Genomic DNA, 15859 nt, shown 5'->3' on the forward strand with positions numbered 1-15859 from the left:
TGAATTTTCCATGACAGAAGTTCAGTGCTGCCCCTCGCCAACCGCCTACCTCCCATACGTGATGTGCATCTCCACACAGAAGGATGATTCCAGATGGTCCGCTGCAAACCACCGGTAAACCTGAATGCCCGCGGCCCGAGCGGCCAGACTGTCTTGCGCCTCAAGCCGCTGGCCCATGCCATTGCCTTGTTGCTGGTGGCGGGCAGTGCCCAGGGGGCTACGGCGTTCAGTTCCGGCTGGTTTGCCGCCAAGGGCGCGTCCCAGGCAGCCACGGCGGCGCGGCCGGGGGCGCAGGTACCGGGGATGCCGCCGCCGTTGTCCCAGCAGGCGCGGGTCAACCAGCAGATGCAGCGCTCACTGAGCACCCTCAACAACAGCGTCGCGGCGATTGCTGCCCAGCAGGCTGCCCAGGCGGCCGGGCGCCAGGCCGCGTTGGGCCAGGTCTCGACGATTCCCGACGGCTTGGGCAAGGGCGGTTTGCAGGTCGATAACAGCCTGACCCAAGGCTGGATCAACGCCAAGGGCCCGACCCAAAGCCAGGCCGGTGGCCAGACCACGGTGAGCATCGAACAGACCGCCGACAAGGCCATCCTCAATTGGGAGACCTTTAACGTCGGGCGCAACACCACCGTCGACTTCCAGCAGCAGTCCAACTGGGCCTTGCTCAACCGCGTCAATGACCCCAACGCGCGCCCCAGTGAAATCCAGGGCCAGATCAAGGGCGCTGGCACCGTGATGATCATCAACCGCAATGGCGTGGTGTTCAGCGGCAGCAGCCAGGTCAACGTGCGCAACCTGGTGGCGGCGGCGGCGGCGATCACCGACGAGCAATTCACCCAGCGCGGGATCTACTTCGACGCCACTGGCACCCAGCCAACGTTCACCGATGCCGCGGGCAAGGTCCAGGTGCAGCGGGGGGCGCTGATCCAGACCCATGACGCGGCGACGTCCACCGATGCCGGTGGCTATGCCTTGCTGTTGGGTACGGAAGTGGAAAACGCCGGCACCCTCATCACCGCCAAAGGCCAGACGACCCTGGCCGCCGGCGACAGTTTTTACATCCGCAAGGGCGTGGGTACCGCCGGCAATGCCCGTTCCACCACACGCGGCAATGAAGTCGCCAGCAGCCTCAAGGCCGGCAGCAGCGCGGGCAGCGTGACCAACAGCGGGCTGATCATGGCCGCTACCGGCGACATCACCCTGACCGGGCACACCGTGCAGCAAAACGGCGTAGCCCTGGCCAGCACGTCGGTGGACACCCGTGGCACCCTTCACTTACTCAACTCGGCCAGCGACACCACCGGCAGCGTCAGCCTGGGCGAAGGCAGCACCACTGCGATCCTGCTCGACAGCAGCGGCACCACCGCGCTCAACAACCAGCGCGAAAATGGCCTGGTCAATCTCGACGGTCTGGTGAACCCCCAGGCCAGCGGGCAGTTCAATAACCTGGGCAGGGTGGCCGACCGTACCGATCAGTCGCGCATCGAGATCGTCAGCGGCGGCACCGTGGACTTCCAGAAAGGCTCGATAACCCTCGCCACCGGTGGCCAGGTCGCGGTCAGCGCCGGTCAGCGCAGCCTGGTGCGCGAGGGGGCGATGATCGACGTGTCCGGCGCCATCGGCGTCAAGGTGGCGATGCAAGCCAACAACATCAAGATCAACGTGCAGGGCAACGAGCAGCGCGATGCGCCGGTCAACCGCGATGGCGGGCAATTGATCAACAACGATGTGTGGATCGATCTGCGCGAATTGGTGTTTGTGCCGGCGGGTACCAATGGCTACGCGACGGACCGCTGGTACACCGCCGGCGGCCTGCTGGAAGTCGGTGGCTATCTGGGCACGCAAGGGCACTCGGTGGGCGAGTGGATGGCCCAGGGCGGTAGCGTGACGTTCACGGGGGATGAGGTGGTAACCCAGCAGGGCGCGCAGATCAATCTGTCGGGCGGCACCGTGGATGTGCAGGGCGGTTATGTCCAGCAAACCTGGCTCAAGGGCCCGGACGGGCGCTTGTATGAGCTGTCGAAGGCACCGGGCGATATTCTCTACACCGGGCTTTACAAAGGCTTTGCAGACACCAGCGAACGCTGGGGCCGTACCGACCTGTACTACAACCCGCTGATCGCCCCCCAGCGACGTTTCGAGGCCGGTTATACCGTGGGCCGCGATGCCGGCAAGCTGGTGATCGGTACCGGCAATGCGGTGCTTGAAGGGCAGTTGATCAGTGATGTGTTCCAGGGTGAGCGCCAGACCCAGGCGCCGAACATCAACCTCGACGGTTACCAACAGTCGCAGAAGGCCCAGGCCCAACGTGCGCAACTGATCATTGGCCAGTACACGCCGATCTTCAACAAAAGCACCGGCACCCTGCGTTACGCCCTGACGCCGGGTATGGAGCAGGTGCTGATCGAAGGCGGAACACAAAAAATCGCCGCCGGCCTCGACCTGGGCACCGCGCTGCCGGCCGGGCGCCAGGGCACGCTGGTGCTCGACAGCGAGCAACTCAATGGCTTTCAGTTGGGGGCGATCAAGGTCGGCGCCAAGCAGCAGATTACGGTCAATGGTGGGTTGTCGGTGGCCGACGGTGGCGATATCACCCTGTACGGGCCCCAGGTGGCGGTCAACGCCAATCTGACCGCCCACGGTGGCAGCCTCCACGCCGGCAACGTGCTCAGTCAGGTCAACCTCGATCGGCAGAATGCCGTTGAAGAGGTGATTCTGGCGGGCAGCGGGCACGTCGCGGTGGCCGCCGGGGTGGTGCTGGATGCGTCCGGGCGTTGGAACAACCTGGCCCTGCAGCCGTCGCTCACCGAGGGTGTGGCTTACGCCAATGGCGGCAAGGTGGCGCTGCGTGGCACCGGCGATGTGAGCCTGGGGGCACAGAGCCTGGTGCAGGTGTCTTCGGGCGCTACGGTCGGCCAGGATGGCAAGGTCAGCGGTGGCAAGGGCGGCAGCGTGACGTTGGGCGCGCAGGGCGCCCTGGTGTTGGGCGGTGAGATTCGCGGTTATGGCGTCAGCGGTGGCGGCACTCTGGCGTTGCAGTCGCGCCAGGTACTGATCGGCGATGCAGGCAGCCTGGACGCGGGCACCCTGCACCTGGCGGGGGACTTTTTCAAGAAAGGGTTCTCGGCGTATGACATCACCGGCAACGAAGGGTTGATTGTTGCTGACGGCACCCAGGTCGGGGTCGAGGTGCCGGTGTACCGGGTTGGCGAGCAGGTGCAGACGCTGCCGAGCGGCACTGATCCGGCGAGTCTGATGCAGGTGTGGACACCTGAGTTGTATCAGCAGGACGCGCTCAAGAGCGTGCTGAGCCAGCGGCGCGGTGCCAGCTTGAGCCTCACGGCCGGGCACCTCGACTCCAGCGCTGCGCAATTGGCCAGCACCGCGCTGAGCGTCGGCCAGGGCGCGGTTATCACGGTCGATCCGGGCCAGGCCATCAATTTGCGCAGCGTCGGCCAGTTGACCGTCAACGGTACGCTCAACGCCTGGGGCGGTAGCGTCAGCCTGGGCGGGCTGAACGTGGCCAGTTCCGAGGCGGTGAATGCCGCAGGTCATGGGCGTTCGATCTGGGTCGGCGAGCAGGCGCTGATCGACGTGGCGGCGCGGGCGGTGAGCGCCGTGGACAATCGTGGCCGCCACTATGGCCTGGTGCGCAACGGCGGCAATATCAGCCTCGGTGGCACGATCAACCTCGCCACTGGCATTGCCCAGGCCAGTGATGTGTTTGTGGTGGTGCGTGACGGTGCGCGCCTGGAGGCGTCCGGGGCCCAGGCGGACCTGGACCTGCCGGGCCAGGGCCGGGTACCGGTGGCCAGCAATGGCGGCAGTATCAGCCTTGCCTCCAACAATGGCCTGTACCTGGACGGGCGCTTTGTGGCCCAGGCCGGTGGTGCCGGAGCGTCGGGCGGTAGCCTGGTCGTGGCCCTGGAAAGCCCTTACTACCTCAAGAGCGCGGTCAGCGACCGCGTGCTCAAGGCGCGGGAACTGTTACTCAGCCAGACCCACCAGCCCAGCACGCTGGCGGGCACTGCGGAGGCTGCGACCGCGGAACTGGAGTACGGGCATGCTCGCCTGGGCGTGGACCAGGTCAGCGCCGGCGGGTTCGACAACCTGGCCTTGCTGAGCAATGGCCTGCTGAGTGTTGACGGTGATCTGTCGCTGCACATGGGCCAGAGCCTGCGTCTGTACAGTGGCGCTCTGGGGCTGAGTGAGCAGGCTGCGCAGAATGCCCGGGTCAATCTGTCGGCACCGCACCTGCTGCTGGCGGGCATCCTTGCGCCCTTGGAGGCCAAGGACCAATACCAGCATCCGGTGTTGACCAGCGCCATGTCGCAACGCGCCAGTCAGGCGCAGTTCACTGCCAGTGCCAATCTGTTGGAGGTGCGCGGCAATGTGTTGTTCGGCAACAAGAGCAACCTGACCCAGGCCGACAACAGCCAGTTGAGCGTCGACCGCCGTGGTTTCGATGACGTGCAACTGAGCAGCCAGGGCGACCTGCGTTTTCTCGCGGGGGCCAACGCCGATGCGGTCGCCCAGGGGATCAGTACGCAGATCATGACCCGGGGCGACATGACCCTGCAGGCCGCGCAGTTGTACCCGGCCACCGAAGTCGGCGCGCGGGTGCTGGCCGGTTACCTGGATGGGGTTGACGGTTACGACCCGACGCGCACCCTGACCATCGCCCGTGCCGGCAACGAGACGGGCGCGGTGCCTTACTCGGCCTTCGGTCGCCTGCAACTGGGCGGCCCGAGCATCAGGCAGGGCGGGGTGGTGCGTGCGCCCCTGGGGTTGATCGAGGTCGGCATCCTGGGCACCCACAAGGTCGAACTGCTGCCCGGCAGCCTGACTTCGGTGAGCGGCAAGGGCCTGGTGCTGCCCTACGGCGGCACGGTGGATGGCCAGGTCTACCAGTACAACGGCAAGACCGTGTCGTTCCTCGGCCAGGGGGCGATTGCCAACCTCAATGGCGATCTCAGCGTGGGGGTAATCCTCGGTGGGCAATCGGTGGCGGTGCTGCCAGAGGCCACGCTGGACCTGTCCGGCGGCGGCGAACTGCTCGGTGCCGGGTTTATTTCCGGCCGTGGCGGCTCCACCGATGCGCGCTATAACCCACTGATGCAGGTCGGCACCCACGGCGGCTTTGTCCTGCCGGGCCTGGGCAGTAACCCGGTGTACGCCATCGTGCCCGGCGCGCAACCGGGTTATGCCCCGGTGGCCCCGGAGGGGGGCGCCGTCGATCCGTTGCTCGGCCAGCAAATCACCCTGGACGCTGGCGTCCCGGGGCTGGCCGCAGGCACCTATACCCTGATGCCCTCCACCTATGCGCTGATGCCGGGGGCGTTCCGTGTCGAAATCAACGGCCTCGCGGGGCGCGGCACCGAAGAGGTGCCACAGGCGCTGCGCAATGGCTCCTGGTCGGCTGCCGGGCGCTTGTCCATCGTCAACACCGGGATCAGTAACCGGGTCGCCAGCCAGGTAATCCTGACCTCGGCCGACACCCTGCGCCGCTACTCCCAGTACAACGAAACCGGCTATGCGCAGTTCGCCGTGGCTGATGCGGCCAAGCTCGGCGTGCCACGGGCGTTGCTGCCGGTGGATGCCAAGACCCTGAAACTGGCGTTGCACCCCGGTGGTGGGGCGAACGCCTTTTCGTTCGCCGGTATCGGCCGCTTTGAGGCGGCCACCGACGGTTTTGCCGGCACTGTTGCAGTGATGAACATGGGAACCGGCGGGATCGAAGTAATGGCGCCAGGCAAGGCCGCCACGGAGGGGTTCGAGGGCGTCAGCGTGGGGGCAGCCAGCCTCAATGCGCTGGGCGCGGCACGCCTGATGATTGGCGGGATGACCCAGGTTTCGTATGGCCAGAGCGGCAACTACATCAACGTGGTCGGTGCCAACAGTAGCTCTATTACCTTGCGTGAAGGGGCGAGCCTGGCCGCACCGGAAGTGTTCCTGGTGAGCTCCACCGGCGAGATCGTCATGGAGCAGGGCGCCTCGATCAATACCCTTGGCCGGGGCAAGGCCAGTTATGACGCACGAGACGGTTTCGTCTACCAGGTGGCGAATATGCTGGCGGTCTCCAACGGTTTGCTCAACGTGGTCAACGCCGTGCAAGCCGGCGGCGCAGCCAGTGGCGGGATCAATCTGGGGGCGTGCAACAGCGCGCCCTGTAGCGGCCAGACTGCCCTGTATTCCGAGGGCAGTATCGTCGCCCTGACCGACAAGACGTTGCAGATGGGGGATGAGGTGCGCTACGGCACCCGTCACCTCAACCTGGGGCTGGCGAGCATTAACGTCGGCAGCCCTGAAGCCCTGGCTGCGGCCGCCGCCGGCAATCGCCTGCCGGCCGGCATGACCCTGACCCAGCAGGTGCTGGACCGCTTGTTGCGTGGTGACACGCAGTTCGGCGCGCCGGCCCTGGAAACCCTGCAACTCTCGGCCCGCGACAGCTTCAACTTCTATGGCTCCAGTGCCCTCGACACCTATGACGCGGTGACCGGCAAGTCGTTGCTCAGCCGCCTGATGCTGTCTGCCCCGGCGATCTACGGCGCCGGCAGCGCCAGTGATGTGGCGAGCATCCACACCGCCAACCTGATCTGGCTCGGCGCTGAAACGCCGGCCGTTGCCGCCATCGACGGCGGCGCTGGCAGCGGTAATGGGCGCCTGGATATCCAGGCCGAACGCATCGAATTCGGCTATGGCGACTTTGCCCAGCCGAGCACGACCAAGCGCTTCGATCGCCTGGCGCTGGGGTTTGCCCACGTCAACCTCAGTGCCAGCGAGCGCATCACCGCCAACCACAAGGGCAGCCTGTCGGTCTATCAGCGCCAGGGGGCCTATGATCCGCTCAAGGGTTTTGCCTATACCGGCGGCGACTTGAGCATTCTCACGCCACTGCTGACCGGCGAGGCGGGCTCGGTAAACCGCATCACCGCCGGCGGCACCCTGGATATCGGCGCCTCGGCGGGGGCCCGGGGCAAGGTCGAGGGCCTGGGCGGCGAGCTGTCGCTGCAGGGCGACAGCATTCGCCTGGCCAGCGCGGTGGTGCTGCCCAGCGGCAAGGTCACCCTCGACGCCCGTGGCGACGTGGTGTTGACCGATGACTCACTGATTGATGTGGCCGGTCGCGCCATCGTCTTCAACGACCTGACCAAATATGGCGCGGGGGGTGAGGTATCGCTGCAAAGCCGCGAAGGCAATGTGCTGCAGGCCACCGGCTCAACCATCGACCTGTCGGCGCAGCATAACCAGGCGGGCACGCTGCGGGCAGTGGCCGTGGGGGACACAGGCGGTGTGGTTGACCTGGCAGGCAAGCTTCTGGCCGGCAGCAGCGGTTATTACGATGCCGGTGGCACTCGGGTGCCGTACCTGGCCGGTGCGGTGGAGATCCAGGCCCAGCGCCTGGGCACCAGCGGCATCCTGGACGAACAGTTTGCCGCCCTCAACCAACGGCTCAACCAGGGCCAGGTGTTTGGGGCGCGCAGCTTCCAGCTCAAGCAGGGCGACCTGAGCATCGGCAATGAGGTCAAGGCCAACAGCGTCAGTGTCTCGCTGGACAACGGCAGCCTGCGCGTCACCGGGCGGGTGGATGCCAGTGGCGAGCGGGTGGGTAGCATCAACCTGACGGCCAAGACCGGCCTGACCCTGGACGGCAGCGCCGTGCTCGATGCCCATGGCAGCCAGTTGCGGGTGGACAGCCATGGCCAGATCATCGACGCGCCGAACCGCGCCATGGTGGTGCTGGGTTCGGGCCAGGGCCAGTTGACCCTGGCCGATGGCGCGCGTATCGACCTGCGTCACGGGACCGATGGGGGCGTGGGCCATGACGGTCGCAGCCGTGGCACCCTGGAGCTCAATGCTCCGCGCCTGAACAGTGATGACATTGCCATTGATGCCCGTGGCCGCCTGGATATCCAGGGCGCGCGCTCGATTGCCCTCAACGGCATGATCAGCTACGACGATGCGCCGACCAAGACCGATGCCACGGCCAGTGGGCGTCCGTACCAGGTGATCGACCAGAAGTACCTGGACAAAAAACATGAGCTGAGCGTGCTGTTTATCAACGCAGCCCTCAGCAACCACGACCTACTGAATAACAAGCTCGCGGGCCTGAATAACGCCACGTACGCCGACGCCTTGCATCTGCGGCCGGGGGTAGAGATTGTCAGCAAGACGCCCCAGGGTGACCTGGTGGTGCAGGGCGACCTGGACCTGTCCGGTTATCGCTACGCCAGCCTCAACCCACATACCCAGAAAAACCCGGATGTGTATGGTTCCGGCGAAGTCGGCCGCCTGACCCTGCGCGCCGGCGGCGACTTGAATATCTACGGCAGCATCAACGACGGCTTTACCCCGCCACCGCCGAGCGACGATGACAACGGCTGGGTGCTGCTCCCCGGGATCAATTACACCGGCGGCACCCAAGTAGTGCCGGGCACGGGCGTGACCCTGGCCGACGGCACCAGGTTTCCGGCGGGCGCGATCCTCAACTTCGATGTGTCGATCAAGGCCCTGAGCCTGGCGAACGGTACGCGGTTGCCGGTGCCGGTGACCCTCAGCCAGCCCCTGGTACTGCCTGCCGGTACGGTACTGGCGGCGGCGATACTCGACGGCTCGGGCACGCAGCTGTTCGCGGCAGGGACGCTGCTGAGCCAGAGCCAGACCCTGGAGGCCGGCACGGTTCTGGGGGCCGGTACCCTGTTGACCAGCAACACCAGTGTCAGGGCGATGATCTGGCCCAAGGGCGTGCCATTGCCCGGGCGTCTGGGCAGCACTGCGTTCGTGACCCTCAATGGCAGCAAGGCACTGCCCCGTGGCGCCTTGTTGCCGGCCGGCACCAATGTGAAGTTGGCAGGCAATGCGAAGTCGGTGAAATTGCGGGTCGAGGAGGCCGGCCGCCAGGGCAAGAACTGGGGCGTTGCGCCGATGCTGACGGAAGGCTCCCAGGCGTGGGCGATCCGCCTGGTGGCCGGGGCCGACACCCAGGCGGCCGACAGTAGCAGGCTGCAAGTTTCTCCAGTGACCGGCAACCTGCGTCTGGCCGACAGCCATTACGGCATGTTCGCCCAGGGCGTGCTGGTCTGGACCGAGCAGGGCTCCATCGACAATTACGGCGACACCAGCATGGTCGGCGAGCCCGTGAGCCCTGGCAACCTTGGAACCTGCACGGACTACCCCGGTTCCTGTGAGTCGGGCGGCGATGCCTACAGCCTGGTGGCGGGGGGCAGTAGCCGTTTCAGTGTGGTGCGCACCGGGGCCGCTGACCTGGACTTGTTGGCCGCTGGCAATCTGAGCATGGAGTCGCTGTACGGGGTCTACACCGCTGGCAGTTCTTCCACGGGTACCTCGGCCAACGACCCCTACAACCTGCCGCGGGCGCTTGGCGAAAACGCCAAGGTGCTGGGCAATAGCGTGGGTGGCAACGAGAAACTGGTCAATGGCGGCGCAGACAGTGTGTACCGCGCCTGGTATCCGGAGGCGGGCGGCAACCTGTTGTTGAAAGTGGGTGGGAACCTGACCGGTGACATCACCAGCCCGTCACTCAGTGCCTCGGGGCGTCCGGTCCGCAACGATCTTGGCCAGGATTCGGCGAATGTCGGCAACTGGTTATGGCGCCAGGGTAATGGCTTGAGTGGTTCGGCGGCACAAGCGACGGCCTGGTGGATCAATTTTGGTACCTACGCCAGCAACCTCGCCCTGGCGGGGGGGGCCGACCAGATGGTGGGCTTCACCGGCTTCGGTACGTTGGGCGGTGGCAACCTGAATGTCGACGTGGGCGGCGATGCCGGGATCATCCGGCCATTGGCTGCCGGTTATGTGCCCCAGGCGGTGAACTTGCACAGCCAGGGGGTGGTGTTGGCGGTGGGCAGCACCGGGCGCGTGGCGGCTGACGGCAGCCTGCAACTGACCGGCGGTGGTGACTTGAACCTGCGGGTCGGCGGTGCCGTGAATCCAGGCAGTCAGATTACCCAGGACCACCTCAACGGCACGCTGGTGAACCTGCGTGGGCACGTGCAACTGACCGGCGGCGCCCTGGGCAGCCTGGCCTTGCGTTATGGCAGCCGGGTGATCGACCAGAGCCCCGGCGAAGTCCGCGCCTATGATCCACTGCGCGCCACGTCAGCCGCGGCGGCCGGTGGCTTGAGCCTGTTACCCGGTGATGCCACCTTCAACCTGGCCACCCGTGGCGACCTGGTGCTGCAGGATGTGGCCGATCCAGGGCGCGTCGCGCAGACAAATGCCTTGGCCTACGTTAACGACGGGGTCAACGGCGTAGGGCAGAGCTGGTTCAGCCTGTGGACCCGCAACACGGCAGTGGACCTGTTTTCGGCCGGTGGCAACCTTACGCCGCTGACACAAACGCTGGAGACGGATATGGCGGCGGTCTATCCCGCCACATTGCGCGCGGTGGCCGCCAGCGGCAGCCTGTATTACGGGCGTGCCGCGACCGCCAACCCTGGCTCGCTGCCACCGCTGGCGGCACTGGTGCTGGCGCCATCGGCCAACGGTCAATTGCAATTGCTGGCTGGGGATTCGATCTATGGCGGCGACCTCACCGTCAGCCGTTCCAGCGCCGCGCCGGACAGCATGGCGACGATCCTCAACCCGGCGTTCCTGGGCTTCGTCAACTCCCTGCCCATCGCGGGCAGCGGCAACCTTTCCGGCGATAGCAACATTGCACGCCTGGGGCTTTCCCCGCTGTTCACCTTCGGTGCCAACACGGCCAGCACGTCGTGGGGCGATACCCTGGAACCTGCGCGTTTTTATGCGTTGAGCGGTGACCTGCTGGGCGTCAACAGTGGGCGTGCCCTGACCATCACCAGCGCCGGAGACCCGCGTGTGGGGCAAACGTTTTATGAGGGCGCAGGCCCGGTCTGGATGCGGGCGGGGCGTGACATCGTCAGCAGCGGCACGCGCCTGGGGGGCGCCAGCGGTGGCGAAGTGGATACCGGTGAATATGCCTTCGACGCCAACCTGTTCGTGCATAACGGCCTGACTGACATCTCCATTGTCAGTGCCGGGCGCGACATGCTCTACAGCAGCTTCAATGTCGCAGGGCCCGGCACCCTGGAGTTGACGGCAGGGCGCAACCTCCTTATGGAGGACAAGGTCAGCGTCAACAGCCTTGGCGCCGTGGCCGCAGGTGACAGCCGTCCCGGCGCGAGCATCGTCATGCTGGCGGGTGTTGGCCCCAACGGTCCGGACTACCGGCGCTTTGTCGAGACTTACCTGAATCCTGAGAACCAACTGCAGACGGGCGAGCCTTTGACGCTGCTGGGAGGCAAAGTCGCCAAGACCTACGAACGCGAACTGGCCGGGTGGCTGGCCGAGCGCTTCGGGTTTGTCGGTGACAGTGAACAGGCCCGCGCCTACTACGCGGCGCTGTCGGCGCAGCAGCAGCGGGTGTTTGCCCGTGAGGTGTACTTTGCCGAACTCAAGGCCGCCGGTCGCGAATACAACCAGGCTGGCGGCGTGCGCGAGGGCAGCTATGTGCGGGGGCGGGCGGCGATTGCCGGGTTGTTCCCGGACAAGGACGTGGCCGGCAATGCCATCGCCTACAAGGGCGATATCACCCTGTTCGGCGGTGCCGGGGTGCACACCAATTTCGGTGGCTCGATCCAGATGCTCACCCCGGGTGGTGGCCAGACATTCGGCATCGAGGGGGCGGCACCGCCGTCCACCGCCGGGGTCATTACCCAGGGCGCGGGGGATATCCAGCTGTATTCCCTGGACAGCATCCTGCTGGGCCAGAGCCGGATTATGACCACCTTTGGCGGCTCGATCATGGGCTGGTCCGCCGCAGGCGATATCAACGCCGGGCGGGGTTCCAAGACCACCGTGGTCTACACCCCGCCACGGCGTGTGTATGACAACTGGGGCAACGTCAGCCTGTCGCCGTCGGTGCCGAGTACCGGTGCGGGGATCGCCACGCTTAACCCGATCCCGGAAGTGCCGGCAGGGGACATCGACCTGATTGCGCCGTTGGGCACCATCGACGCCGGTGAAGCGGGGATTCGTGTGTCGGGCAATATCAACATTGCCGCGCTGCGGGTGGTCAACGCGGCGAATATCCAGACCCAGGGTAAATCGTCCGGGGTGCCGGTGTCGGCGGCGGTCAACACCGCGGCCATGAGCTCAGCCAGCGCGGCGGGGGCAGCGGCATCCCAGGCCGCCGAAGACGCGGCCCGCAACCAACAGGCTGCAGCGCGCCAGGGCCGGGCGTCGATCGTCACGGTGGAAGTGCTGGGGTTTGGCACCGAGCCGGTGCAACGCCGGGAGGAAGAAGCACGCCGGGCGCCGACCTACAACCCCGACAGCCCGGTGCAGGTGCTGGGTGCGGGGCCGTTGAGCGAACAGGCCAAGGCACGGCTGACGGATGAGGAGCGGGGGCAGATCAGTTTGTAAGGTTCACACGGTGGGCTTGTCTGCGATGGGCATAGGTAGCTACACAACCTTCTAGGTTTGTGTACATATCCGTTGCTGCGGTTATGGCGGCTATTGGTTCCGCTCTTACAGCGGGTCACTTTTGGAAAAGAGCCCGGAGTGCCGGCCCAGCCAAAAGTAACCAAAAGGGCTCTTGCCCCACCACTCGGCACCTCGCCCAGGCTCGGTGTGCCCGTCATCCGACATTGATTTGGGGGGCCGCCGCGATGGGCCATCCATGGCCCAGCGCGGCTAAACCGGCGTCCTGCCGGTTTACCCCCCAAATCAATATCGGATGACGGCCAGCGTGGTTTAACGGGGCGCCTCAGATCAAAATCAAAAGCAAAGCGAGGCGGCCTGACAGCCGACCTGATCGTCGAGGCGTACGCGTACCCCTGTGGGAGCTGGCTTGCCTGCGATGACGGTGCATCAGCCAATACATTTATCGACTGATACACCGTCATCGCAGGCAAGCCAGCTCCCACAGGGGGGAATGCAGCTTCGCGCCCCGGCTTTGCTGTTGCTCTGCTTTTGATCTGGCTTTTGATCTTGATCTCAGGCGCCCCGTTAAACCACGCTGGCCGCAGGCAGGTATTGCGCAGTGGGCACCCCGGCATGGATGCCGGGGTAGCCGCGACACGGCCATGGATGGCCGATCGCGGCGGGCCCACGGAGCAATGCCTGACTGCGGGCATGCCGAGCCTAGGCGAGGCACCGAGTGGTGGGGCAAGAGCGCTTTGCTTACTTTGGCGCTCTTCCAAAGTGAGCCGCCGTAAGGGCGGAACCCTAAGTGGCCGTGACCGCAGCAACGGATATGTACACAACCCCAGAAAAGAGCTGTGTAGATACCTATGCCGCGATGCCGCTGACCCACCGCCATCGCGGTCAAGCCCGCTCCCACCGCGACCCGGGCGAAGCAGAAAAACCCCGGCCACATCACACATCAAATGTCGAAGCTGCCTTATACCCACTCAAGGCTGGCAAGGATCGGTCCTGTTCAACAAATTCCCCGTCGAATACCACACACGCTGCGCCGCCGGCCCCAGGTCCAGCGCCACCGGCGCATCCGCACGCCCCTCCAGCAAGGTCGGATAAACCCCAGGCTTGAGCGGCGACTGACACACAATCGGCAACGACTGCACCGTGGTGAAATTCAAATCCACCGTAGACACCAATTGCGCCGCCGAAAACGGCGCCGGTGGCCCAGGCAGGGTGATGATTTCCTGGAAGTCCGGATCCTGGGCGATGTAGTGCGTCAGGTGCGCCTCATTACCCCGGCCAAACAGGGTGTACACCATCTGCTTGGGCCGCTCGATCCCCAGGTTGAACGGCCGGTAGATCACCACCGCCTCGACCGTCACCGGCACGTTGTCAAACAGCACCGGCCCCGGGGTGCCGCCGCCATCATTGGAGTAGCCGTCATAGATCGTCGCCTTGAACGCGGTCACTTCGCCGGCCTTGAGTTGGGGCAGGGTGAAGGTGTCGTTATCGACGTTGATCAGGTTATACGGCTTGCTCGGGTTGGCTGCGCGCAGGGCCTGGTACTTGGCCATTACGTCAGCCGGCAGGCTGGCCTGCAGGACGATCTGGTACATGTGCTTTTCCGTGGTGAACATCGGCATGTGCACCAGGAACAGGGTCTGCGATCCGACCATGAACATGCCGTGGTTGCCCGGTGCATCGGCATCGGCGCCGTTGTTCAGGGCGTGCAGTTCATGGGCCGAATGGGCAAAGGCCTGGGGGGCGAGGGCCATTGACAGGGCGAGCAGCAGGGTGGCGAGGGAGCGTTTCATGGTTGGCCGTCCTTGAGGGTTTCGAAGGCATGTACGCGTTTGATCAGGCTCGTTTGCTTGGCCGAATCGGCGTTGTTGAACAGGAACGAGAAGTCCGAGGCCAGGGTGGTGCTGCCGGCAATGGTCGCTTGCTGATGGCAGTCATTGCAGTTCATGCCCTGGACGTAGGTCTCCAGGGTGGTATTGGCCACGGGTACGTTGCTGTCGCTGATAAAAGCACCGTAGGACAGGGGAACCTTCGCCTTCGGGCCCGGCTCGGGGTCGGGCGGCGTCGGGGCGGTGATCCACAGTACATTGATCAGCTTGTAGTACTGGAACACCGACTGGCCGTTGGTCTGTTGGGCGAAGCTGGCCTGCACTGCGCCGTTGAGCGCCTGCATGTCCGACGACAGTGGGTGTTCGCGGGTGGTCTGCACCGGTTGGTCCCGTGGATAGGGTTCGGTGCATTCGCGATCCGGGTGGTGCTGTTTGCACTGGATGCGCGCCACGTTCGGCGTACACACATCGGGGCCGCCGGTGCAGTTGGGATTGTTGAAGGTGTAGCCGTCCGGGGGCAGCTGTTGCGCGGGCACCTGGCCCGGTTCCGGTACGTTGTCCACGTGCTCGAAGGTGGTCCAGATAAAGTTCGGTGAGCTCTGGGTCTTGTTGATGATATGCAGGCCCACCAGGCCCACCACCTGTTGGGTGCATTGCAGGGTGGCGGGGTTCTTGAGCCAGGCCACAGTGGTCAGGTAGCGCCCGTAGAGTTGGGGTTGGCCGGTGAGGATGCGCCAGGCGGCCTTGAGTTCCAGGGCGCCCAGTTGTTCCTGGGGTAGCGGGGTGGTGGGCATCGAGCGCATCAGCTCACCGGCGGGCAGCGACAGGCCGGCTGGGTGTTTGCCATCGCTGTTTTGCGCGACGATCAGTTGATTGGCGGCATCGTACAGACCGTTGTCGACGATGTAGTCGAACTCGGCCTTACCGACCTTGCGTTCGAAATACACCAGGTTGCCGGTCTGGTCCGTGAGCCAGCCACCGGCGGCTTCCATGATCGGGTCGGGAATCGACGCCAGGGTGCCGCTGGACAAGTGGAAGCGATGCCTGGCGTTGGTCGCGCTTTCCGAGGTGGCATTCATGAATTTACGCGCCCCTACCGACAGGGCCTGGAGGCTGTCCTGGCTGCTGCAATTGGGCGGCACCAGGGTTTGCACCCCCCAACCGCTGGGCTTGGGTGCGCCGGGCAGGAAAATCTCATTGGCGTCTTTGTAGCTGGCCCATACCGGCGCCACGCTCATGGGCTGTCCGGCGGTGGTGGGCACGCCGAATTGCGCGACGGTGATGGTTCTGTCCGGCTCGCCCGCCAGGCTGGCATTGGCCGGCCAGCCGGGGTCCACCGGCCAGTTCAGGGCGATGAACAATTGCCAGCCAAAGCAATTCATAAAGCTCTGGCCGGTGGTGTTGAAGTTGTTGACCGGCATAAACCCGCCGCTCTTGGGGTTGAACACCAGTTGCTGCTGGACGCAGTTATCGGCATCGGACGCGTGGGCCAAGGGCAGGATAAACAGTGACAGCAGGGTGCTGACCAGCAGCAGACGACTCAAGCGAAACCTGGACATCATCGCGCTCCTTGCAGAAATGAGGGGGGCTTGTTGTGGCGAGGGGCT

The 15859-nt window shown here is 65.2% G+C and carries 3 protein-coding genes; 1 reads left to right on the forward strand and 2 read right to left on the reverse strand.

The window, feature by feature from the left end:
- Positions 1–93: 93 nt before the first annotated feature.
- Positions 94–12405, forward strand: coding sequence for a filamentous hemagglutinin family protein (locus HU773_RS11415; protein ID WP_186626255.1), 12312 nt, complete (start codon positions 94–96; stop codon positions 12403–12405).
- Positions 12406–13394: 989 nt separating this feature from the next.
- Here the strand turns inward: HU773_RS11415 and HU773_RS11420 are convergent.
- Entirely contained in the window at positions 13395–14216 is an 822-nt protein-coding gene (locus tag HU773_RS11420) for a hypothetical protein (protein WP_169990483.1), read from the reverse strand.
- Positions 14213–15811: a hypothetical protein gene (locus HU773_RS11425; protein WP_186626332.1), complete on the reverse strand. Its 1599-nt coding sequence runs from the start codon at positions 15809–15811 to the stop codon at positions 14213–14215. The genes HU773_RS11420 and HU773_RS11425 overlap by 4 nt, the downstream gene beginning before the upstream one ends.
- Positions 15812–15859: the final 48 nt, after the last annotated feature.

This window comes from Pseudomonas shahriarae, from assembly GCF_014268455.2.
GTDB classification, from domain to species: Bacteria; Pseudomonadota; Gammaproteobacteria; order Pseudomonadales; family Pseudomonadaceae; genus Aquipseudomonas; species Aquipseudomonas shahriarae.

What these genes read in the sequence shown, in the direction of transcription:
- HU773_RS11415 (WP_186626255.1), top strand. Translation starts at nt 94, where the DNA reads ATGGTCCGCTGCAAACCACCGGTAAACCTGAATGCCCGCGGCCCGAGC.
- HU773_RS11420 (WP_169990483.1), bottom strand. Translation starts at nt 14,216, where the DNA reads ATGAAACGCTCCCTCGCCACCCTGCTGCTCGCCCTGTCAATGGCCCTC.
- HU773_RS11425 (WP_186626332.1), bottom strand. Translation starts at nt 15,811, where the DNA reads ATGTCCAGGTTTCGCTTGAGTCGTCTGCTGCTGGTCAGCACCCTGCTG.